Origin of the sequence: uncultured Chloroflexus sp. (genome assembly GCF_937951745.1) — a bacterium.
GTDB lineage: Bacteria > Chloroflexota > Chloroflexia > Chloroflexales > Chloroflexaceae > Chloroflexus.
In genome coordinates this window covers 77,504-97,860 of sequence record NZ_CALFBQ010000003.1, presented here as the reverse complement: position 1 = coordinate 97,860, position 20,357 = coordinate 77,504, and the positions used below count along the sequence as shown (strand labels likewise).

Genomic DNA, 20,357 nt, shown 5'->3' with positions numbered 1-20,357 from the left:
AGCGGCGCCGCTCCTCTTCGCGGTAGGCAGCAGCGCTGCACCTCTTCACAACCCACTATGCCGCAACGCATAGCGCACGCCATCACGCAGATCGGCGCGAGTGATGATGTTGTTTAAATCAACTCCTAACGCAACCAATGTCTGCGCGACATCGGGGCGAATGCCGGTCATTACCAATTGCGTCCCCAGTAAGCGCACCGAGGTGGCGCATTGCAAGATGGCGTGCGCCACCTGTGTATCAATGACCGGCACTCCGGTCACGTCAAGCACTACCACTCGCGCTTGCCGCTGCTGCACCGTATGCAGTAATGCCTTAATCAGCATCGCCGTGCGCGCGCTGTCAAAGGCGCCTACCATCGGCGCTAACAGCACCCGCGGCGCCACTTCTAGCAACGGCGTTGAAAGCTCGGCTAACAACGCGGCTTGCGCTGCGATGACCTCTTCGCGGATTGCCAACTGCCGGCGCAGCTCTTCGGCTTGCTTAATGTCGGTAATGTCGATCCGCAACCCAACCACGCCGCCATCAGCCGTGCGCCGCTCAACGATCCGGATCCATCTCCCATCGGCAAGGCGCTGCTCAATCGGCGCTAGCTCAGCATGCAACCGTAACCGCTCAGCCACCCATTCCTCTACTCGACCAATCGCTTCGGCGTACTGCCCCCGCTCAGCACCGACACGAATGAACTCAGCAAAAGGACGCCCCGGCGTGATCAGATCGGCGCTAATTGCGTAGAGTTCGCGGTAACGCCGGTTACAGAAGACGATCCGATCCTCGGCGTCGAGCAAGAGAAAGCCCTCTTCAAGGCTATCGAGCGCGCTTAAGATTACTTCTAACTGCTGCTCGGCGGCGCGCTGCGCCGTCAACAACGCCGTGACCTCAACCACTTGGGCTGTCAACGCTGTTTCACTGCACCGGATTGCTACCTGCGCGTGCCGCGACCGATCGCAACGCAGCGGTGCAGCTAACTGTAAGGGCGGATCATCCGGCGCGAGCGTTGCCACCCACAATCGGGCCGCAGCGAGATCGTGCTCATCCCACGCTAATACGCCGGCGCAAGCAGCGATCAAGTCGTGGGGCCGATCACCCGTCTCGCTTAACTCCAACCACAAACGATTACACTGCACTGGCCCGTCCGTCGGCGCATACGCGGTAGGCAACGGCAACGCATCTAGCATTGCATAGCTCTCGTTGGTCATAGGAAGCGATCGTGTAAGAGCGGATGACGCCTCTGTATTATAACGCAGTCTACAATCGCCCGATGTATCTGAATGCCGGTTGATCTGGCTCGCGACAACGAGGCGAAGTGTGGTATAACCATGATAGGTTTGCAAAAGTTTTGCAAAGCTCTGACAGGAGGACTACAATGACTCTCACCGGAATGCATGCGTTGGTCACCGGCGGCGGTCGCGGATTAGGACGGGCCAGCGCGCTCGCACTGGCAAAGGCCGGTGCAACGGTTTCGGTGCTGGCCCGCAGCGCCGATGAAGTCGCCGAGACGGTCTGGCTGATTGAAGAGGGCGGGAGAGAAGCGTTGGCCCTTTCCGCCGATGTGCGCGAGAGTAGCCAACTCGAACAAGCTGTTGCCCAAGCCCGTGCCCGCTTCGGCCCCATCCGGGTCTTGGTCGCTGCCGCCGGCATTGGCCTGCGCGCGCCTATCTACGAAACTAGCGAAGCCCAGTGGGATGCGGTGGTTGACACCGTACTTAAGGGGGTGTTTCTCAGTGCGCGGGCTGTCATCCCCGATATGATCGAAGCCGGCGGCGGCAATATCATCATCGTCGGCGCTCCGCTCGACCGTATCGCCGTGCCCGGCTTTGCCGCTTACTATGCCGCCAAAGCCGGCGTTGACGGCTTGGCGCGGGTGATGGCGAAAGACCTCCGGCGCTTTGGCATCAATGTCAATCTCGTCCACCCCGGTGGCTTTGCCGACACCCAAATGGTGCGTACCACCGTCCCTGAAGTTCGCACCGGCTTGCTTAGCCCCGACGAAATTGGGCCGGCGGTAGTCGAACTCGCTGCGCTGCCGCCGCGTAGCCAAACCGGCCAAACTATCGATGCACACGCGCGCAGATTGGCTCAAAATTAGTCTGTTCATGGTCTTGACAAAACCTGTGCAAAGATCGAAAATATACACATCCGAAATCTTTGAGGCGGCGTATATCTAGACAGAGAATAATCAACGCCCCGCAAAGAGACAGCATCCGCGCTGTCGCTGCCAGCCGGAGACAAGGAGTACTGCCGTGAAAGCCTTCCCTCAGAATCACCCAGCCGACAGTGAAATCGAACCGGAAGAGTCCGTTGAGGCCGCCGAACTCGATGCTGAGTGGGATGGCGATGTAGAACTCATCGTGGAAGACGAGGAGTTGATCGAGCCAGTCGAAGACCTCAGTGATGAGAGTGATTTTGAGGCGGTCGAGGATTCGGTGCAGCTCTATCTGCAAGAGATTGGGCAGGTACCGCTGTTGACCGCCGAAGAAGAGGTCGAGCTGGCCCAGCAGTACAGTCGCGGCAAAGAGGCGCGCCGGCGGTTGCAACACGAGCAGTACGCCAATGACCGCGAGCGGATGCGGCTAGAGATGGAAGTGGCCCGTGGTGAAGAAGCGCGCCGTCGCCTTATTCAAGCCAACCTGCGTTTGGTAGTGAGCGTGGCCAAGAAATATATCGGCAGCCCAATGGCCTTTATGGATCTGGTGCAAGAGGGCAATATCGGCCTGATGCGCGCCGTCGAGAAGTTTGACTATACCAAGGGCAACCGTTTCAGTACCTACGCTACGTGGTGGATCCGGCAAGCGGTGACGCGCGCCATCGCCGAGCAGAGCCGCCTCATCCGGTTGCCGGTTCATCTTAGCGAGTCGATCGCTCATCTGCGCCGTGCCATCTACCGGCTTGAGCAGGAGTTTGAGCGCGAGCCGACCGCCGAAGAGCTAGCGCATGCGCTCAATATGAGTTTGCGTAAGGTAAAGCGGCTGTTGCGCGCTTCAACCCAGCCGATTTCGCTCGAGCAACCGCTCAACAACGAGCAAGAGGGCCGCGTTAGCGAGACGCTGGCCGACGAGACGGCGGTTTCGCCGATGGAAATTGCCGAACAGAATATGTTGCAGGCTGAGATCACGGCAGCGCTGAATGAGTTACCCGAACGCGAGCGCAAGATTTTGCAGTTGCGCTACGGCTTGCTCGACGGCCAGCGCCGCACGCTCGAAGAGGTGGGAGCCACTTTTGGCATCACTCGCGAACGCACGCGCCAGATTGAGGCCGAGGCCCTCCGCCGCTTGCGCCATCCCAGCGTCGGGCACCGGCTGTATGGGTATCTGGATTGAGACACCAGTATAGATGTACGGGCGGGTTCGAGACCCGCCCTTATGATTCATACCTCGCCGGTTTCTGTTCTGCCAGCGGTTCTCGCCCGTACAGCGCCGTTAGGTAGGCTAGATGGTGCGCATGATCAATAGTGAGTTGCTCAGGCCGCATCCGCCATGCCCAATTGCCTTCGGCTCGCCCCGGAAGATTCAGTCGCGCCCACGACCCTAACCCCAACACGTCTTGCATCGGGATGATTACCGTGTCGGCAACCGACATCAACGCCGCCCGGATGAAATCCCATGCAATTGTTTCGTCGCGCGCGCCGAGGTAGTTGCGCACATGTTGGCGAGTATGCTCATCGAGGGTTGACCACCATCCTACCGTGGTGTCGTTGTCGTGCGTGCCGGTATAGACCACGAGATCGCGGGTGTAGTTGTGCGGCAAATAGTTGCTCGACGCATCACCGCCCCATGCAAATTGCAACACTGCCATGCCCGGAAAGCCGAGTTGCCGTCGCAGCTCGTCTACATCCGGCGTGATCAGCCCCAAATCCTCGGCAATAATCGGCACTGACCCTAACTGCGCACGTGCCGCCGCAAACAGCGCCGCGCCGGGGCCGGGAACCCAACGGCCTTCCGTGGCGGTGGCGGCTTGCGCCGGCACTTCCCAGTAGGCGGCAAAACCGCGGAAGTGGTCGATCCGCACAATATCAACGAGACGAAACAGCAGCCGGAAGCGTTCGATCCACCAGTCGTAGCCGCGTCGAGCCAAGACCTCCCACCGGTAGAGCGGGTTGCCCCAGCGCTGACCGGTTGGACTAAAGTAATCTGGCGGCACTCCGGCGACTACAGTGGGGTTGCCTTCAGCATCGAGGTGGAAGATCTCAGGGTTAGCCCAGACATCCGCGCTGTCATAGGCGACAAAGATCGGCAAGTCGCCAATAATCTGCACTCCACGTTGGTTGGCGTAGTGGCGTAACGCCGCCCACTGGGTAAAGAAGACCCACTGCAAGAACTGTTGGAACCGGATCCGGTCAGCTAATTGCCGGTGCGCCGTCTCGATCGCCGCCGGTTCGCGCCGGGCCAGCCCTAGCTCCCAATGATTCCATGGCTCGCCGTGATAGGCCTCTTTCAGCGCAGCGAACAGGGCAAAGGTGTTGAGCCACGCTTGCTGTTCGGCGCAGAACTGTTCAAAAGCGGCGCGTTGCTGGCTGTCAGCCTGTGCGGTAAAGCGGGCAAAGGCCCATTCGAGCCGGGTCAGCTTCCATGGAATGACTGCGCCATAGTCAATCCAGTCGCTGTATGCGCCCGGCGCATCTTGCAACGCCCCCTCATCGAGCCAGCCCGCCCGCGCTAATTGTTCCAGTGAAATCAACAATGGATTGCCGGCTAGCGCCGAGAGGCCAGCATACGGCGAATCGCCGTAACTCGTCGGGCCAAGCGGCATAATCTGCCACCGCCGCTGCTTCGCCGCCGCTAACCAATCAACAAAGCGATAGGCTGTATCGCCAATATCACCAATCCCGCCAGCGCCCGGCAACGCCGAGGGATGTAAAAGAATGCCGCTGACCCGCCGATCATACATGGTACCACCTCGGAAACGCACAATGCCACTATTTCGTTGTATGCGCAATTATAACACAGGAAACGAATTGAGTGAGGATGAACCAGCATCCGTTCACAGAATCCGTTTGCCCAACGCCGACAACGCCAATTCGACGGCTAGCTCGGCGGTGGCATTGCGCTCATCGAGGATAGGATTTACCTCAACGATATCGAGGCTGCGTAACGCGCCACTCTCGGCGATCAGCTCCATCGCCAGATGAGCTTCACGCGCCGAGATGCCGCCGCCGACTGGTGTGCCGACGCCGGGAGCTTCACGGGGGTCAACTACATCGAGGTCAAAGCTGAGGTGAAAGCCGTCGGTGCCTCTGGTCGCAATCGCTAACGCTTGCTCCATCACCGCTGCCATCCCGCGCCGGTCGATCTCGTGCATGGTAAAGACGGTAATAGCGGAAGTGCGCAACGCTTCCCGCTCAAGCGGATCGAGATCGCGCACGGCGATTAAGACCACCTGCGCCGGATCAAATGCTGGCGTCCGACCCGCTAGACTGGTCAGTAGCGGATGGCCACGTCCGCTAAGAACGGCAAGTGGCATCCCGTGGATATTGCCGCTCGGTGTGGTGTGTTCATCGTTAAAATCGGCGTGCGCGTCGATCCAGATGAGGCCAAGGCGACGACCGCGTGCGCTGCCACTCGCCGAGCCGATCGTAAGGCTATGATCGCCGCCGAGGATCAGTGGTACCATTGCTTGCGCGGTGATGTTGCAGACCAGATCGGCTAACCGTTGGCACACTTCAGCAATTGGCTCAAGGTAACGAAGCCGTGATTCGGGCGGCGGCAGCGGCGTTGTCTCGACCATTGGCGTGGTCAAATTGCCGAAATCAACCACCTGATAACTAAGGTCATGTAACCGGCGGCTGAGACCGGCATAGCGTATCGCGCTCGGCCCCATATCTACGCCGCGCCGCCCCGCACCAAGATCGATTGGCACGCCGAGAATGGCAACCCGCCTTTCGCTAGTCATGAGGTGGCTGGCTCCTCTTCTTTGTCGCTCGTTAGCGGCAATGCTTCCGGTGGGCCAAAGAAGACTTCTAGCACTCCGTTGCGGAAATACGCCCGCCGCGCCGGTCGCTCGGCGAGGGTGGTGGGCAAGAGCATGTCACGCCGAAAATTGCCGATTTCGATAAACAACTCATCGCCGCGTTTGGTCATCGAAACTTTGCCAATCTCGACGTGCGGCAACGGCAAGCGCAAGACGTATTCGTCACCTTGCTTGACAATCTCTTGCGTTTTGCCAATAAAATGCACCTTAACTGGGTCATCATCGCCGAACAATTGCTGACCAACCATCGATAGATCGTTGATCCCGGCCAAATCACGCGCATAGTAAGGGCTTTCCCAAATCGGTAGCGGGCGGAAGAGGTCATAGACCATCTGGCGATAACCCTGCTGGATGCGGGCCAGCTCTTGCATAAATGCGCCTTCAACCTGATCGACCGGCAACACCCGGTTGAGCACGACACCATCAACCGGATACCCAAACAGGGCCAGATAGGTCGAAGCGCGCTGCGCCTCTTTGATCACCATCCGTTCAGGGTTGACGACGAGCCGGTATGAGCTGACCTGCGGATCGGTTAGCGTCGCCCGCAACGCTTCCACACCCTTCGTTAACCGCTCAAGTTTCGCAAAGACATCAGTCGCCGGCACCAATTGTTTGACCAGCGGGCGGGCCACTTTCAGCGTGGTCGGTTCCCAGTCCATCACCCGCGCCGCGTACCACTGGAAGGTCTCCGGCATCGTCAGTAAGCGCACCGTTTCCCCGGTTGGCGCTGCGTCAACAATCACGACATCAAAGTTGCCATCGCGGGCTTGCCGGCGGATGTGGAGCAAGCTCACAACTTCTTCCATGCCGGGAATAATGGCCAATTCTTCAGCCGCCACTTCATCAACCCCGCGCCGGCGTAGCAGATTGCTCAAATAGACGCGCAGTTCACCCCAGTGTTGGCGCACTTCATCGAGCACATTAATCTCTTGCCCCCATAACCGTTCACCGATCTGGGTCGGCAGTGACCCCAGCGGGGTGTCAAGGGCATCGGCCAAACTATGCGCTACATCGGTACTCACGACTAGCGTGCGATAACCTAGCTCGGCTGCCCGCACCGCCGTCGCCGCCGAGGTCGTGGTCTTGCCAACGCCGCCCTTGCCAAGATAGAGGATCAGCCGCATTGATGCATCCTTTGTCTGTTTGTCGCCACGAAAAAGTCGCTCATCTTGCTGATGCGACGCCGCATCAATTGTATCTGTTGCAATTCAGCCCGTCAATAAGCTATGGTACACTACCTACGATGATACTCGATCATCACTGCTACATCAAGGTGTAAGGATTACCAGTGCTTTCTGATCTGTTTCTTATTCGTCATGGGCAACCGGTGCATCATCCGGCTATCCCCTATCAATTGCCGCCGGGGCCTGATCTGTCCGAACGTGGCCGCGCCGAAGCGCGGCAAGTCGCCGCATTCTTAGCAGATAAGGGTGTCGAAATCCTCTTTGCTTCGCCGTTTGCCCGCACGACCCAAACGGCTGAGGTGCTCGTCGATACGCTCGGTTTGCCGGTTACGTTCACTGCGCTGGTGCAAGAGCATGCGCCGAGCGAGTCGTTTGACCATGTGCGCGCGCGGGTACGCGAGTTACTGGCCGGACTAGCCGATTCTCCCTACCAGCGGGTAGGTATCGTCACCCATGGCTCGCCGATCCGGGCTTTTTTACTTGAACTAAGCCACGATCAGATCGATCTGAGTGGGCACGTGTATCAGGGTGGTAACCCTGCGCCTACCTGTGGGGTCTGGCATATAACCTTCAATCATCAGCGCGCTTGCCGGTTTGAATTGGTCTTTAAGCCAACAGGTTAGCTCAATGCACCCTTGGGTTTGTGCCTTGCCCCTGCCAAGGGTACGAGGATATAACAGAAGCAAACATACGCGGAACTGAGTGCGGTGGGGAAGGGGCTACGAATGGACACAGATAGCGCGTGTGGCATCGTTCTAAACTCCGTATACCTCTGCGCCTTCGCGCCTTTGTTTACGTTTCGCGTTTTTCATAAGGGAAAGGCATAGCTATGAGCGACCTCGACCTTGTGATGGCTGCCTTCGCTGACCGTCTACGCACTGCCCGTCACGTCGCCGTACTAACCGGCGCCGGCATCTCAGCCGAGAGCGGCATTCCTACCTTTCGCGATGCTCAGACTGGCCTCTGGTCACACTTTAATCCCGAAGAACTGGCCTCGCCGGACGGCTTTGCCCGTAACCCGGCCTTAGTCTGGCGTTGGTATGCCGAACGGCGAGTGAAGGCCTGCGCCGCCCAGCCTAATCCGGCCCACTATGCACTGGCGGAATTGGCCAAGCGCGTGCCGCACCTGACCCTGATAACCCAAAATATTGATGGTCTTCATCAGCGGGCCGGCAGTCCCTGCGTTATCGAATTGCACGGCAGCCTGCATCGCGCCCGCTGTACAGTCGATGGCTCGGTGCATACAACGTGGGATTATGACGAGGAATTGCCGCACTGCCCGAATTGCGGCGCGATGCTGCGCCCCGATGTGGTTTGGTTTGGCGAACTGTTGCCGCGGCGGGCGCTGGAAATGGCATGGGAGGCTGCACTCGATTGTGATGTTTTTATGTCAATTGGAACATCGGGCGTGGTCGAGCCGGCGGCGTCATTACCGCGAGTGGCGCTTAGCCACGACGCAGCGGTGCTCATCCTCAATCTCGAACAAACTACTGCTGCTCGCCCGCCGCTCTTTACCATCAGCGGCAAAGCTGGCGAGGTGTTGCCGCGGTTGGTCAGGGAGGCGTTTGACCGGTAAACGCGATCTCTCTCCTTGCGAGGGGCAGTAGGTCACAGCCTGCTAGAGTGGGGCGGTCTGTCCGCAGCTATTTCCTACTCTCGCGCAGACCAATGGCGCGCAGGCATCCCCACGCTCGCGAGGAATTGCGTTGCCGCGCGGCGGACCGAGCGCGGCTCGGCTCCTACCGCTCGGCTCACAATGCCGTACAATGCTGCCATTCCACAAGGTTGACCTTGCAAGATGGCGGGGTAAAGCAGGAGGCAGGTGTTCACTGCATCGCGGCAGTCGCTGCTTGGCGGAAGGCATTCACCGCAGCGTCAATCACCTTTTGCGGATCGCCCCCGACAGAGGTCACCATCGCGCGCAGCGTTTCCCCGTTGCGCAACCGCGAGCGAATGGTTGCCACATCGAGCCCGGTCTGATCGGCTGCTGCCTGAATCAGCCACCCTAGCGTGCTGCGCTCGGCTGCTTTGGCCGCCCGATCGGCTAACTGCGCGCCCACCGTCGTATCGTTGACCAAGGTTGTCGCCCGCTCGCGAATGGTGGTCAGCATCTGATCAGCCTCAGCCTGCGTCATACGCCCTTTGCTCACCGCTTGATTGAGCCGCACCTTGGCCGCATCCACCACCGCCTGCACCAACGCATCGCCGCTGCTACCATTGGCAGATGCGATCTGGGCCAAACTCCGGCCATTCTGCAACTCGACGCGAATCGTCGCCATATCAAGACCGGTTAGATTTTGCAGGGCTTTGATCAATTGCCCAACGTTGACTGTGCCCACGCCACGCCAACCGCCGCCGCCTCTCCCGTATGCCACCTCGACCGGAGTCGAATGGGGTGCTACTGCTTGCGCTGCACTCACCAACGCCGGCTGGCTCCAAAGCAGGGTCAACGCCAACGCTGCGCCAGCGAGACCACTAAACAGGGTTCGTTTCATGGTATCTCCTCCATGGTGTCGTTGTGCTGCAAAGTGCCCCGACTGATCCGGGGTCAGATGTACTCTAGCACCCAACTTTGAAGAAATTATGAACCGGCAACGAGCAACTTGAGGAGACGGCTGCAACAATGTTGCGCCGGCAACGTCATACAGACAGGTATCGCGTAGCGATAGATAGCAAAGGAGAAGTGTTATGGCAACCACTCGCTTAACACGCAGCGCCACCGATAGCATGATCGGCGGCGTGTGCGGCGGCCTCGCCCGCTATTTCGGCATCGACAGCACGATTGTCCGGCTGGTGTTCGTGTTAGCGGTGCTGAGCGGTCTCAGCCCACTCATCTACATCGTGCTCTGGATCATTATGCCGAAAGAGGAATTGGCGCAGCCTACACCGCCAGCCCAAGACCCCACCGGTGAATGGAAGTACGATCCGTACACCGGCCAGCGGATCCGATAACCGATCTGCAAGTGATACGGGCGGGTTTCAAACCCGCCCGTACCAGTTTCCGCCTCCCATCTCCCCAGCATTGACGTCTCGGCGTACTCAGCGTATGATTCCGGTAACACCAGTATCTACCGCGCCAAACCGATGAACCTGCCAACCGCCGTCGCCAACCTGATCACCACCGCGCTTGGCCGCCCGATCGAGCGGGTCGATCACCTCGGCGGCAGCTTTGGCGCGCGCCTTGCGCGCGTCACGATCGGCGGGCAACGCTTTGCCCTCAAGTGGGCCGCTAGCGGAGCGCCAGCGGCGATGGTGGCTGCCGAAGCGCACGGTCTGCGCACGCTTGCCGCCGCCAACGCCATCCGCGTGCCTACGGTCGTCTTCGCATGCGAGGCCAATGACCACCAACCCGCCATCGTGCTCAGTGAATGGATCGCAGGCGATGGCCACCCCCCCGATCCAGCCCAACTTGGCGAACAGCTCGCTGCGCTGCACCGCCACACCGGTGCTGCGTATGGCCTTGAGCGCGATAACTTCATCGGCGGCACCCCGCAAATCAATGGCTGGATGGATGACTGGATCGCCTTTTTCCGCGAGCGACGCCTGTGGCCGCAGATCGAACTGGCTGCTCGCAACGGTCTCTTGCCTGCGCATCGCCGACAGATGCTCGAACGAGTTGTGAGCCGGCTTGACGAGTGGCTGAGCGGCGTGCCGCGCGTTCCTTCGCTCATTCACGGCGATCTGTGGAGTGGTAACGTGATCGCTGGCCCCGGCAGCGCGCCGGTCTTGATCGACCCCGCCATTTCGTACAGTGACCGCGAGGCCGAACTGGCCTTTACCGAACTCTTCGGTGGCTTCTCGCCCCGTTTCTACGCCGCGTATCAGACGGCATGGCCGCTCGATCCCGGCTACCGCGACCGGCGCGCGCTCTACAACCTTTACCACTTGCTCAACCATCTGAACCTGTTCGGCGAAGGCTATGGCACGCAGGTTGACGCAGTAGCTCGCCGGTATGGATAGGCACCACGTGAACGAACGTCTGATTAAACAGTTCTGTGAAAAGCATATAGAGTACGGCAGTTAACCTGCCGCACTCTATCAAAAAGTAGCACGCTATTCGCGCAGCCTATCGCTTAGCGCGTCTGGTTCTGTTCACGTGTGCGTTTGCAGGTATTAATACCAAAGACCCAATATAACGGGCATACTGCATAAGCCGCTGTAGCAAACATAATCAGCGCGAGAAACCCAGTGATAACCTGCAACCAGAAGAGCTGGCCAAACAGCGAAATCAACCCGAACGTCATCGTCAACACGAGACGAATATCACGATCAAGCGTGCCTACATTGCGCATAGTAACAATCCTTTCCCTCAACCTTTCTCGTGCCTAGCATAACAATCTTGGCTACGCTTGTTGGTGAAGATCTCACTACTGAGCGTAATGATTACTCATTTGCATTGTAAGGCAGGAAGTCAGACCATGCCATTTCGAAGAGGATTGACTCTTGTGCTACAATAGGGCAGTTTCGCCGAGACTATGCTGTGGGGAGCTATGAAGGACGAAACCACTGAAATGCCAATTGATCAGAATGATCCGTTCGGTTTGGCTGCTGTGCGCGATCTGTTGCATATGCTCGAGGAGAGCGATGTGTACGAAATCACGATCGAGCGCGGCAATGCCAAGTTGCATGTCAAACGCGGCCAGCCTAGCCCTAGCGGCGTGATCTATTCTGCACCGCTGCCCGCCGCACCGCTCAGCGCACCGCTCAGCGCACCCCTGCCAACCACACCAGTGACGCCTTTCGTCCAACCGCCGCCAACGCCAGAGGGGCCGCCGGTCGAGATGCCGGCTGGTCATACGATTACCGCACCAATGGTCGGCACCTTCTATGCCGCTCCCTCGCCGAAAGACAAGCCGTTCGTGCAGGAAGGCGATGAGGTGCGGGTTGGCGATACCGTCGGCATTGTTGAAGCAATGAAGATGATGAACGAGATCGAGAGTGACGTCGCCGGACGGGTGGCGCGCATTCTGGTCAAGAATGGGCAGCCAGTTGAGTACGGCCAGCCGTTGATGGTGATTGAACCGCTTTGATGCGCGCTTTTTCGGTGTCTGACTTGAATAGCGCTCTGCGCGCTCATCTGGAAGGCGACGGCTTGTTCTTCGACCTTTGGCTGCTAGCTGAAGTCGTGGAATTCCGCCGCTACCCTTCAGGGCACTGCTACTTTACCCTGAAAGATGAGCAAGCGAGCATTCGGGCCGTGCTCTGGCGCAGTGCCGCCGACCGGCTGGCAAAGCTGCCGGCCAACGGCGAGGCGGTGCTTGCCCATGGCCGAGTTGGCTTCTACGAAGCCCGTGGTGAAGTGCAGTTCGTCGTTGATCAGATCGTGCCGGCGGGGGAAGGCTTGCTCAACGCGCAACTCGAACAACTGCGCGCCCGCCTCGAAGCTGAAGGGTTGTTCGATGAGCGCCGCAAGCGACCATTGCCTCCCCTGCCGCGCCGGATCGGGATCGTCACCTCGCTCCAAGCGGCAGCGCTGCAAGATATGCTGACCATTTTCCGCCGCCGCTACCCGCTCGCCGAAATCGTATTATCACCGTGTCTGGTTCAAGGCGAATTGGCCCCGGCTAGCATTGTGGCTGCGCTCCGCCGCATCTATGCCGAACCGGTCGATCTCGTGATCGTAGCCCGTGGCGGCGGCGCCAGCGAGGATCTGGCGGCGTTCAATGATGAACAGGTGGTGCGGACAGTTGCTGCCAGCCCGGTGCCGATGATCACCGGTGTTGGCCACGAGACCGATACTACCTTGGTTGATGCCGTAGCCGATGTACGCGCCCCAACCCCTTCCGCCGCCGCCGAGTTGGCTACTCCGGAAATGGTCGCTCTGCGTCAGCGGGTTGCCGAGTGGCGCGAACGCGCCGCAAACGCCATGCTGGTCTACCTCGATGAGCAACGCCGCACAATTGCCCAGCAGACCAGCACGCTCCAACGCAACCATCCCCGCCGCCGCTTCGATGCCGCTCGCCAAACGGTTGATGAACTATCCCGGCGAGCCGAGCGCGCATTCGAGCGATGGCTCACCCTCGAACAAACCCGTTTGCAGGGTATGCAGGCTCGCCTGCATACCCTCAGCCCGCAAGCGACGCTGGCCCGTGGCTATGCGATCGCACAACGCGCCGATGGGCAAGTCGTTACCGATCCGGCGCAGGTGCAAGCGGGCGAGTCACTCCACCTCACGTTACGCGCCGGTACGCTGCTCGTCGCTGTAGAGGATCTCCATGAGTGAACCAACTGCCGTTGAACAGTACGAGACGTTGCTGGCCGAGTTGCAAGCAGTGGTAGAACGGCTCGAGCGCGGCGAGCTATCACTTGCCGACGCATTGCGCCTCTACGAACGTGGCGCTGAACTGGCTGCAGCTTGCCAGCAATTACTCGATGCCGCCGAATTGCGCGTGCGCCAGCTCGATAGCGCGTAACCGGAGCCTGAGTCGTCATGAGCGTCTCAATCGCGGAAAAAGTCTATCGTTACCCGCTTCGTCAGCGATGGTGGCGCGCGACACTGGCGAATCTGCTGGTGATCGCTAGCCTTGGCATTACTGTGTACCAGCTTCTCCGCGGTATCGTAACTGCTAGCGAACCAGTGGCGCTCTGGTTGCGCCGCACGCCATGGCTCCGCCCGCTCTACGATGGACTTTCACCGCTGCCGAGCAATCTGAGCTTATGGTTTCCAGAAGCGCTAGCGATGCTGCTGTGGGCTGCAGGTGGCTTGTTTATCGCGTTAGTCCTCCGCAACGCACTGCCGGCTATCCGAACCAGCACCCGTGGCCTGCTCGTCGAGTTTGCCGGCGGCTGGCTGCCAGTGGCTTGGGAAGATATGCAACAGATCCATGTCACCGGCGATGAGGCCGGCCAGCGCTTTATATTGCTGGTGATCCCCGCCAAACAAGCCAAGCGTCTGACCGGCTGGCATCGGGTGTATGGTTTGTTGTACGGCACAACTTTCCAGCCGGCCTTCTTGATTTCGTCATCAATCGAGAAATTTGACGATTTACTGAATACCATCCTGCAAGAGAATAACCGTGCAATCCGTGGGGTTGAAGGTGTACAGCCAGTAATGGTTGACGAACAACGCCGCTCACCCCTGTTTGGCCTGTTCTTGCGTGACGCTTCCGTCGAACTATCGGCTGCCAATACCGTCTTACCGCCAACGACCGCGCCAGAGGTGACGGCTACTCTCCCTGCATGGTCATTGATCAGGATCGCTCACCTCAGCGTGATAGTGCTTGTTCTGATCTTTGGTCTGCTGCACTATCGCAGTTACTGGGATCGAGCGCTCACTCTCATGTTTCCAGAGTTGCGCAGTAACCCTTCGCTGCTGTGGGTCAGTCAAGATCCAGTCTATCGCGCGATTTTTCTTGCCTATCAAGGCGCCAGTGTACCCTTTTTCGGCTTCGCCGAACGGCCCGACCTGCCGGCCCCAATGTGGCTGCTGATCGCCGCCCATCTGCTGCTTGCGCTCGTGATCGCTCTGGCTTTCGCATTGCTGATCGCTATCCCCTCGTCAGCTATTGCTGGTCAAAACGGGATGATCGTGCGCTTTCTCCCCCGTCCGGTGCCATTCGCACGCACTCTTCCGTGGGCGAGTATCAATGCGTTTCAGGTGATCGATCTCGGCTTTGGCCGTAGCATCGCTTTTGTCCAATCACCAGCGCTGCCGTGGCTCAGCCGGCTGTGCGGCTTGATAGTGACGGGGAAATGGACGCCGGGAGCCATCTTGATTGGCACAATGAAGAACTGGCCAGCATTGATCGAACGGTGCGAAGAACGCTTAGGCCATCTGCCGCCAATCCACAATACGCCCCGCTTCCAACCAGCGGCGTTTATGCCTAACCTGCAACTGATTAGCCAGCCGATGGCAACGATCACTGCGCTAAAAGCGGAATTGGCCGCCACCGACGCAACGACAACCAATCTGCTGTGGCGAGCTGGCAGGGTGATGCTCGTGGTATCATTGCCGCTGGGGTTGATGTTTGCCGTTCCTGCCTTGATTGACGGTGATCGCTGGCCAGAACTCGGCATTATCTTGGGCGGGATTAGCTTTTGGCTGGCTGGCTTGCTCGAATGGCCGCTGGTCGTGCTGATTTCGCTGATCATTCACGGCGTGCTCGACAACGACCAAGAGCAGGTTCATATTTTCACGTTCTACCCGCTGGTGCAGATGCCGCGCCTGTTGCCGCTGCTACTGGCCCTGATTTGCCTCATTATCAATCTGCCATGGCTGGCCGCTATCCTCTGGCTTGCTTCCCTCGCGATTGCCTACTGGGTGACAGTGGCGCTCTGGGTGGATGTGTACGAGTGGGAAGGTGCGCAGGCGATTCTGGGCGGTCTGCTACCGGCGATCTGGCAGCTTTTTGTGATGGTGGGATTCTGGCTGTTACGGTAAAATTGGCGTTGCAAACCTATTGGTGGTATTCAGAGTAATTATAGAGGGGATATTGACAATGGATCGCATCCGTATCGCTACCGAAGCTGCGCCGGCAGCGATTGGGCCGTACTCGCAAGCCATCCGGGCGGGCAACCTGATCTTTGTGTCCGGGCAGTTGCCGATCAATCCAGCCACTAACGAGATGATCACTGACGACATCGGCGCGATGACCCGGCAGATCTTTGCGAATATTGCCGCTATTTTGCACGAGGCGGGCAGCTCGCTCGACCAGATCGTGAAGACGACCGTCTTTCTGGCTGATTTGAACGACTTTGCTGCGATGAATGCCGCATACGCCGAGCATTTTGGCAACGCGCCGCCGGCCCGTTCAACTGTGCAGGTGGCCCGTTTGCCCCGCGATGCCCGGATCGAAATTGAAGTAATTGCGTTGGTGTAACAATTCACGCGCATCGTTTGCCGCTGTCGCGCGGTATTCATGATGAGATGATCACGTTGCCTTCCCTCAGTGGATTGGAACAACCGGATGCGACAGCGTGCTCCTTTTATCGCCATCCTGATTGGGACGCTCGTCACCATCGCATGGTTCCAGCGTCCCGACGGCAAATTGCACGTTATCTTGTTGCCGACCGCCGGCGATGCCGTTCTCATCCAATCGCCCGGCGGTTTGTTTACGCTGATTGATGGCGGGCGCGACCCGACCGATCTGGCAGTTGAATTGGGCGCATATCTGCCGTTTTGGCAACGCCAGCTCGCGGCCACAGTGCTGACTCGCGCTGTTGAGCACAATCTGCCCGGCCAGTTGGGCGCGCTGCGGCGATACCGGCCTGCGCTGGCGCTGGCGCAAACCATACCTAAGGGGGAATGGCACGATCTCATGAACGGCATGGCAACGCCGGTTCGTCAATTGCAAGCCGGGCAACAGATCAATCTCGGCGGGGCGCGCTTGCGCGTGCTGGCAACGAATGATGGCGATGACGGCGGCGCAGTGTTGCTCATTGAATATCGCGCGACCCGTGTGCTCATCCACCACGGCGGTAGCGCTGGCGATGCGGCCCTCGCCACACTGGCCGGGCAAACGATTGATCTGCTCATCTATCCTTGGCAACGACCGATCACAACGCCGGCCCTGCGCGATCTGCGCATGCGCGCTGTCGCCTTCAGTACCGGTTTTGAGGCCGATGATCCTGCGTTAGCTAGCTTCCACGAACGGCAACAACTGGCACCACGCCTGTACCATCCCAAACTCGACGGTGCGATCCATCTCATCAGTGATGGTCGCCGAACAACAATTACTACCCAACCGCCATGAACGACCGTCTCGGACTCGTGTTACTTCTCATCGGTGCGGCCCTCGCGCTGCTCAGCGCGGGCGCGTTCCTCTGGCAGCGGTTCTACCGCGACGATCCGGCCAATGCAGCTCGCCGCATTTTCAAAAATAGCGCCGTCACCTTTGGCTTGCGCATGTTTGTGCGCGGGTTGGATACCGTTATCCTGTTTTTGCTGGTCGGCGCGCTCGATCCGGCGGCGCTGGGAGCGTACAACACAGCGGCGCTGCTCGTGGCGCAATACCTCGCCACCTTCACCGAATTCGGCCTTGGCATCTTGCTTACCCGTGAAGTGGCGCGCCATCCTGACGCTGCCCGCCGGTTATTTGGTGTCACACTGGCGCTGCGCCTGCTACTCATCATCGCGGCGGCTGCGCCGGTAGCATGGCTGGTTATCGCCAGCTACAATCTCATCGGCGCAGTTGGGCTAAGCGAACCGCTCACCGCCGACGGCCAATTGGCGATCTGGATTTTGCTGCTGACCCTCGTGCCGAGCGCCTATAGCGGCGCGGTCACGGCGCTCTACAATGCTGCCGAACGTATGGAAGTGCCGGCGGCGGTGGAAGTGTTGACCGCGTTGCTCAGTTTTCTAGCTCGCATCGCCGTGCTTGGATTGGGATGGGGCGTGATCGGGTTGGCATGGGCAGCAGTGTTGGTCAGCTCAATCACCGCTGTGATCTTTTTCGGGTTGCAAGTGCGCACCTTCTTTGCTCCTACCCTTAGCTTCGATGCCGCTGCGATCCGCACCCTCGTCCCGCAGGCGCTGCCGTTGATGCTAAACAACCTGCTCAGCGTCATCTTTTTTCGCTTCGATCTCTTCATCGTGCGCGCCTTTGGTGGTAGCAACGCCGATCTGCTAGTGCAGCAGTACGTCTTGCCCTACCAATTGCTCAATATCGCGCTGGTGCTACCGCCGGCCATCACCTTCGCTGTTTTCCCGCTCTTGGCACGGCGAGCCGGTGGTGCGCGCAGCGAACTGGCCAGCGCCCAACAACGCACGCTACACCTGTTACTCTTCATAGCGTTCCCGCTGGCCATGGGCATGACCCTGCTGGCTGACGATCTCGTTTGGATCTTCACCCGCCGCCGCTTTGCCGAATACCTGCCGTCAGTGACGGTGCTAGCGGTGCTGGCTTGGTTCTTACCACTCTCGTTTACCAACGGTCTCTTGCAATACGTCCTGATCGCCATCGAACGGCAGACCGCCATCACCCGTGCTTTCGTCGCCGGCGCAATCTTTAATTTGACCGCTAACCTGATCGCAATCCCGCTCGCTATCCGGCTGGGCCGGCCCGAAGACGCTTTGCTAGCGGCGGCCATCATCACCATCACGTCGGAAGTCGTGCTGTACGCCGTCTTCCGGCCCGTGCTGCATCAAGAAGGCTTGCCACCGGGCATCATGAAGCTCATGTGGCAACCGGCGCTCGCCAGTCTTGCAATGGCCGCCGTGATGCTGCCGGCCATCCTCTGGCTACCGGGGTGGATTGGCAGCCTATGCGCGGTATTCATTGGCCCGCCGGTGTACCTAGCAGCCCTGTGGCTCATTGGTGCGATTGGAGGCGAAGAAATAGCACTGGCAAGACGAATTATCGGACGTGCGCCGTAATCTGATAAAGTAGAAACGCACAAACAAGTTCCAAAGAATATCCATTCTGCAGGTGTATGTCTAATACTTTCATCATAAACAAAGGAGCGGAACACAAACGCCGCGCTACATTGGGACAGTTCTTCACCCCACCATACATTGCCGATCTAATGGCAGCGTGGGTAAATCCCTTGCCGGAAACCATCACGCTCCTTGATAGCAGCATTCGTGCGCAGAGTCTGCCGAGAAGACAGCGCAACTACTCGCCAAATTCACATAACTGCCTTTGAGTTCGATCCCTCCCTGACTCGACCACTTATCCGATGTATCACTGAATGCAAGCGTCTGTGTGAAGAAAAGAACATTATCTTTACAGCCGACATTCGTAATGCTGATTTCCTTACCACGGTAGTACCGATTGTACGCGGTGAACTGTTTGCCGATACACTACCACCATTCAACATTGCATTAATCAACCCACCTTACCGGAAAATTCGCAGTGACTCAGAGTATCGTCGTCTTCTGCGATCAGCAGGAATTGAAACGAGTAACTTATATGCGGGGTTTCTTGCACTTATGAATGCGGCTCTTACACCTGAAGGCCAATTGGTTTCAATTACTCCACGCAGCTTCTGCAATGGCCCATACTTTCGATATTCCAGAGCATGAGTATGTTCTTGATAGAAGTGAACATACACGACTACCAGCAACCCTTGCTGATTCTTGGATTAGCGGTGTCAACAGGAAGGATCGTCGATTTTCGCGTGAAACCCTTTCTTCGTACTGAAATGGGAGAAGGGAGCGTTCCTCTCTTTTATCCGCAACACCTCTCCAATGGGTCAGTTCACTGGCCAAAAGGCAGTATAAGAAAGCCACGAGCTATCTTTCGTTGTCCGGAGACAGAAGACCTATTGGTGCCTTCTGAGACATATTCACGCCTCTGGTCATGGAATAGATCTCGCTTTTGCCAAAGGATTAACAATATTTCTTAATTCGACACAGGCTGACCGTTTATTTCGTGCATTTAGTGGCCACACTCAAGTCAACGCTACCGATTTACGTCTATTTTCATATCCACACCGTGAAGCACTAGAACAAATTGGCACCTTGATAAAGAGTGTTAGTCTTTCGCAAACAGAGATTGATATCATCATAGAGGAATTGGTATATGAACGATCATTATCTTGATCATCTGCGCCGAGAAAAGCTCGATCAGGCGATTAGCATACCCAAAGCACTTCATTTTGGCCCACGCCAATCAAATGAAGTTGCAGGGTACACCCTGCTCACACTCGCCGATCTTCGTCCAGACCAAAAATGGAGTGAGGCAACGGCACCTCTGCGTGGAATAAAGGGGATTATTGATTTTATGAGAGAATACTATAACGTATCTTACGCACCAAACACACGCGAAACGATCCGTGATGAGGCAGTCGAGTACTTTGTTTCTGCCGGATTATTACTAACAAACCCTGACAACCCAAATTGGCCGACGAACAGTGGTAAATACGTATATCAGATAACCAATGAAACATTGCAATTACTCAAGAATTTCAATACCGAGCAATGGAATAACACCTCGAAGATATATTTAGAACAGATTGAACCGATCAGACAAGAATTGACAAGGATGCGAAAAGCAGCAGATCTATCATTAACCTTCTCCTAAAGCACAATAATAAACATATCTCCCGGTGGACAAAACCTGTTAATCGAACCCTTCTGTCCTCGATTTGCACAAAATGGAATTGTTGTCGATGTTGGCGATGCGCGTAATCCTTATATAAATGATGGGTATCTCAAGAATTTAGGAATAAATCTTGGATTATCTGCAAAGATGCCCGATGTCATTGTGTTCGGTGCACCTCACAAATGACTTCTGCCCAGCGAAGCGGTAACGAGTACCGGTTCAATT

At 57.8% G+C, this 20,357-nt stretch carries 21 protein-coding genes; 15 read left to right on the top strand and 6 right to left on the bottom strand.

Annotation, left to right across the window (positions count from 1 at the left end; genetic code table 11):
• Window positions 1-45: 45 nt before the first annotated feature.
• Window positions 46-1,197: a PAS-domain containing protein gene (locus tag Q1A59_RS01125; protein ID WP_298401824.1), complete on the bottom strand. Its 1,152-nt coding sequence runs from the start codon at window positions 1,195-1,197 to the stop codon at window positions 46-48.
• 167 nt (window positions 1,198-1,364) lie between these two features.
• Between Q1A59_RS01125 and Q1A59_RS01120 the strand changes: the two genes are divergently transcribed.
• Both Q1A59_RS01120 and Q1A59_RS01115 read left to right on the top strand, forming a co-directional pair.
• On the top strand, window positions 1,365-2,087 hold the full coding sequence (locus tag Q1A59_RS01120) for an SDR family NAD(P)-dependent oxidoreductase (RefSeq protein ID WP_298482550.1): 723 nt from the start codon (window positions 1,365-1,367) through the stop codon (window positions 2,085-2,087).
• Between the two features lie 154 nt (window positions 2,088-2,241).
• Window positions 2,242-3,318: an RNA polymerase sigma factor RpoD/SigA gene (locus tag Q1A59_RS01115; protein ID WP_298401830.1), complete on the top strand. Its 1,077-nt coding sequence runs from the start codon at window positions 2,242-2,244 to the stop codon at window positions 3,316-3,318.
• A gap of 40 nt (window positions 3,319-3,358) precedes the next feature.
• On the opposite strand, the gene malQ is transcribed toward Q1A59_RS01115, so the two are convergent.
• From malQ to Q1A59_RS01100, 3 genes are all read right to left on the bottom strand, one after another.
• Window positions 3,359-4,885: a 4-alpha-glucanotransferase gene (gene malQ, locus Q1A59_RS01110; protein ID WP_299643462.1), complete on the bottom strand. Its 1,527-nt coding sequence runs from the start codon at window positions 4,883-4,885 to the stop codon at window positions 3,359-3,361.
• A gap of 93 nt (window positions 4,886-4,978) precedes the next feature.
• A complete protein-coding gene (rocF, locus tag Q1A59_RS01105; protein ID WP_298401836.1) occupies window positions 4,979-5,887 on the bottom strand; it encodes an arginase in 909 nt (302 codons plus the stop codon).
• On the bottom strand, window positions 5,884-7,089 hold the full coding sequence (locus tag Q1A59_RS01100; RefSeq protein ID WP_298401839.1) for an ArsA family ATPase: 1,206 nt from the start codon (window positions 7,087-7,089) through the stop codon (window positions 5,884-5,886). Before Q1A59_RS01100 ends, rocF begins: the two co-directional genes overlap by 4 nt.
• A gap of 164 nt (window positions 7,090-7,253) precedes the next feature.
• Here Q1A59_RS01100 and Q1A59_RS01095 point away from each other — a divergent pair, with 164 nt between their 5' ends.
• A complete protein-coding gene (locus Q1A59_RS01095) occupies window positions 7,254-7,772 on the top strand; it encodes a phosphoglycerate mutase family protein (protein ID WP_298401842.1) in 519 nt (172 codons plus the stop codon).
• Between the two features lie 206 nt (window positions 7,773-7,978).
• The gene (locus Q1A59_RS01090) at window positions 7,979-8,725 is read left to right on the top strand and encodes an NAD-dependent deacylase (RefSeq protein WP_298401845.1); all 747 of its coding nucleotides are present in this window, start codon (window positions 7,979-7,981) and stop codon (window positions 8,723-8,725) included.
• Window positions 8,726-8,975: 250 nt separating this feature from the next.
• On the opposite strand, the gene Q1A59_RS01085 is transcribed toward Q1A59_RS01090, so the two are convergent.
• Entirely contained in the window at window positions 8,976-9,644 is a 669-nt protein-coding gene (locus Q1A59_RS01085) for a hypothetical protein (RefSeq protein ID WP_298401847.1), read from the bottom strand.
• 193 nt (window positions 9,645-9,837) lie between these two features.
• On the opposite strand from Q1A59_RS01085, the gene Q1A59_RS01080 reads away from it, so the two are divergent.
• Together Q1A59_RS01080 and Q1A59_RS01075 are read left to right on the top strand one after the other, a co-directional pair.
• Complete coding sequence (locus Q1A59_RS01080) at window positions 9,838-10,101, top strand: PspC domain-containing protein (protein ID WP_298401849.1); 264 nt, start codon at window positions 9,838-9,840, stop codon at window positions 10,099-10,101.
• 132 nt (window positions 10,102-10,233) lie between these two features.
• Window positions 10,234-11,109, top strand: a complete 876-nt coding sequence (locus Q1A59_RS01075; protein WP_298401852.1) for a fructosamine kinase family protein — start codon at window positions 10,234-10,236, stop codon at window positions 11,107-11,109.
• 113 nt (window positions 11,110-11,222) lie between these two features.
• Here Q1A59_RS01075 and Q1A59_RS01070 read toward each other — a convergent pair whose 3' ends face one another.
• Window positions 11,223-11,441, bottom strand: a complete 219-nt coding sequence (locus Q1A59_RS01070) for a DUF2892 domain-containing protein (protein ID WP_298401854.1) — start codon at window positions 11,439-11,441, stop codon at window positions 11,223-11,225.
• A 198-nt stretch (window positions 11,442-11,639) separates the two neighbouring features.
• Here Q1A59_RS01070 and accB point away from each other — a divergent pair, with 198 nt between their 5' ends.
• The 9 genes from accB to Q1A59_RS18105 all read left to right on the top strand — a co-directional run bounded on the left by accB (window position 11,640) and on the right by Q1A59_RS18105 (window position 20,318).
• Window positions 11,640-12,179, top strand: coding sequence for an acetyl-CoA carboxylase biotin carboxyl carrier protein (gene accB, locus Q1A59_RS01065; RefSeq protein WP_298401857.1), 540 nt, complete (start codon window positions 11,640-11,642; stop codon window positions 12,177-12,179).
• Window positions 12,179-13,372 (top strand): exodeoxyribonuclease VII large subunit, encoded by a 1,194-nt coding sequence (gene xseA, locus Q1A59_RS01060; RefSeq protein ID WP_298401860.1) that lies wholly within the window; start codon window positions 12,179-12,181, stop codon window positions 13,370-13,372. The genes accB and xseA overlap by 1 nt, the downstream gene beginning before the upstream one ends.
• Window positions 13,365-13,562: an exodeoxyribonuclease VII small subunit gene (gene xseB, locus Q1A59_RS01055; protein WP_298401862.1), complete on the top strand. Its 198-nt coding sequence runs from the start codon at window positions 13,365-13,367 to the stop codon at window positions 13,560-13,562. Before xseA ends, xseB begins: the two co-directional genes overlap by 8 nt.
• Window positions 13,563-13,579: 17 nt before the next feature.
• Window positions 13,580-15,529, top strand: coding sequence for a hypothetical protein (locus Q1A59_RS01050; RefSeq protein WP_298401865.1), 1,950 nt, complete (start codon window positions 13,580-13,582; stop codon window positions 15,527-15,529).
• Between the two features lie 58 nt (window positions 15,530-15,587).
• Window positions 15,588-15,968, top strand: coding sequence for a RidA family protein (locus Q1A59_RS01045; RefSeq protein WP_298401868.1), 381 nt, complete (start codon window positions 15,588-15,590; stop codon window positions 15,966-15,968).
• 87 nt (window positions 15,969-16,055) lie between these two features.
• Complete coding sequence (locus tag Q1A59_RS01040) at window positions 16,056-16,841, top strand: hypothetical protein (RefSeq protein ID WP_298401870.1); 786 nt, start codon at window positions 16,056-16,058, stop codon at window positions 16,839-16,841.
• Window positions 16,838-18,463: a flippase gene (locus Q1A59_RS01035; protein WP_298401873.1), complete on the top strand. Its 1,626-nt coding sequence runs from the start codon at window positions 16,838-16,840 to the stop codon at window positions 18,461-18,463. The genes Q1A59_RS01040 and Q1A59_RS01035 overlap by 4 nt, the downstream gene beginning before the upstream one ends.
• Before the next feature lie 1,147 nt (window positions 18,464-19,610).
• The gene (locus Q1A59_RS01030; protein WP_298401877.1) at window positions 19,611-20,111 is read left to right on the top strand and encodes a hypothetical protein; all 501 of its coding nucleotides are present in this window, start codon (window positions 19,611-19,613) and stop codon (window positions 20,109-20,111) included.
• A gap of 6 nt (window positions 20,112-20,117) precedes the next feature.
• Window positions 20,118-20,318, top strand: coding sequence for a BsuBI/PstI family type II restriction endonuclease (locus tag Q1A59_RS18105; protein WP_367280871.1), 201 nt, complete (start codon window positions 20,118-20,120; stop codon window positions 20,316-20,318).
• Window positions 20,319-20,357 lie beyond the last annotated feature (39 nt).

Excerpts from the sequence above, each read along its gene's own strand:
- Q1A59_RS01090 (WP_298401845.1), top strand. The coding sequence starts at position 7,979 with ATGAGCGACCTCGACCTTGTGATGGCTGCCTTCGCTGACCGTCTACGC.
- Q1A59_RS01050 (WP_298401865.1), top strand. The coding sequence starts at position 13,580 with ATGAGCGTCTCAATCGCGGAAAAAGTCTATCGTTACCCGCTTCGTCAG.
- Q1A59_RS01125 (WP_298401824.1), bottom strand. The coding sequence starts at position 1,197 with ATGACCAACGAGAGCTATGCAATGCTAGATGCGTTGCCGTTGCCTACC.
- Q1A59_RS01070 (WP_298401854.1), bottom strand. The coding sequence starts at position 11,441 with ATGCGCAATGTAGGCACGCTTGATCGTGATATTCGTCTCGTGTTGACG.
- malQ (WP_299643462.1), bottom strand. The coding sequence starts at position 4,885 with ATGTATGATCGGCGGGTCAGCGGCATTCTTTTACATCCCTCGGCGTTG.
- Q1A59_RS01045 (WP_298401868.1), top strand. The coding sequence starts at position 15,588 with ATGGATCGCATCCGTATCGCTACCGAAGCTGCGCCGGCAGCGATTGGG.
- Q1A59_RS01100 (WP_298401839.1), bottom strand. The coding sequence starts at position 7,089 with ATGCGGCTGATCCTCTATCTTGGCAAGGGCGGCGTTGGCAAGACCACG.
- xseA (WP_298401860.1), top strand. The coding sequence starts at position 12,179 with ATGCGCGCTTTTTCGGTGTCTGACTTGAATAGCGCTCTGCGCGCTCAT.
- xseB (WP_298401862.1), top strand. The coding sequence starts at position 13,365 with ATGAGTGAACCAACTGCCGTTGAACAGTACGAGACGTTGCTGGCCGAG.
- Q1A59_RS01080 (WP_298401849.1), top strand. The coding sequence starts at position 9,838 with ATGGCAACCACTCGCTTAACACGCAGCGCCACCGATAGCATGATCGGC.
- Q1A59_RS01035 (WP_298401873.1), top strand. The coding sequence starts at position 16,838 with ATGAACGACCGTCTCGGACTCGTGTTACTTCTCATCGGTGCGGCCCTC.
- Q1A59_RS01085 (WP_298401847.1), bottom strand. The coding sequence starts at position 9,644 with ATGAAACGAACCCTGTTTAGTGGTCTCGCTGGCGCAGCGTTGGCGTTG.
- Q1A59_RS01030 (WP_298401877.1), top strand. The coding sequence starts at position 19,611 with ATGAACGATCATTATCTTGATCATCTGCGCCGAGAAAAGCTCGATCAG.
- Q1A59_RS01040 (WP_298401870.1), top strand. The coding sequence starts at position 16,056 with ATGCGACAGCGTGCTCCTTTTATCGCCATCCTGATTGGGACGCTCGTC.
- Q1A59_RS01075 (WP_298401852.1), top strand. The coding sequence starts at position 10,234 with ATGAACCTGCCAACCGCCGTCGCCAACCTGATCACCACCGCGCTTGGC.
- rocF (WP_298401836.1), bottom strand. The coding sequence starts at position 5,887 with ATGACTAGCGAAAGGCGGGTTGCCATTCTCGGCGTGCCAATCGATCTT.
- Q1A59_RS01120 (WP_298482550.1), top strand. The coding sequence starts at position 1,365 with ATGACTCTCACCGGAATGCATGCGTTGGTCACCGGCGGCGGTCGCGGA.
- accB (WP_298401857.1), top strand. The coding sequence starts at position 11,640 with ATGAAGGACGAAACCACTGAAATGCCAATTGATCAGAATGATCCGTTC.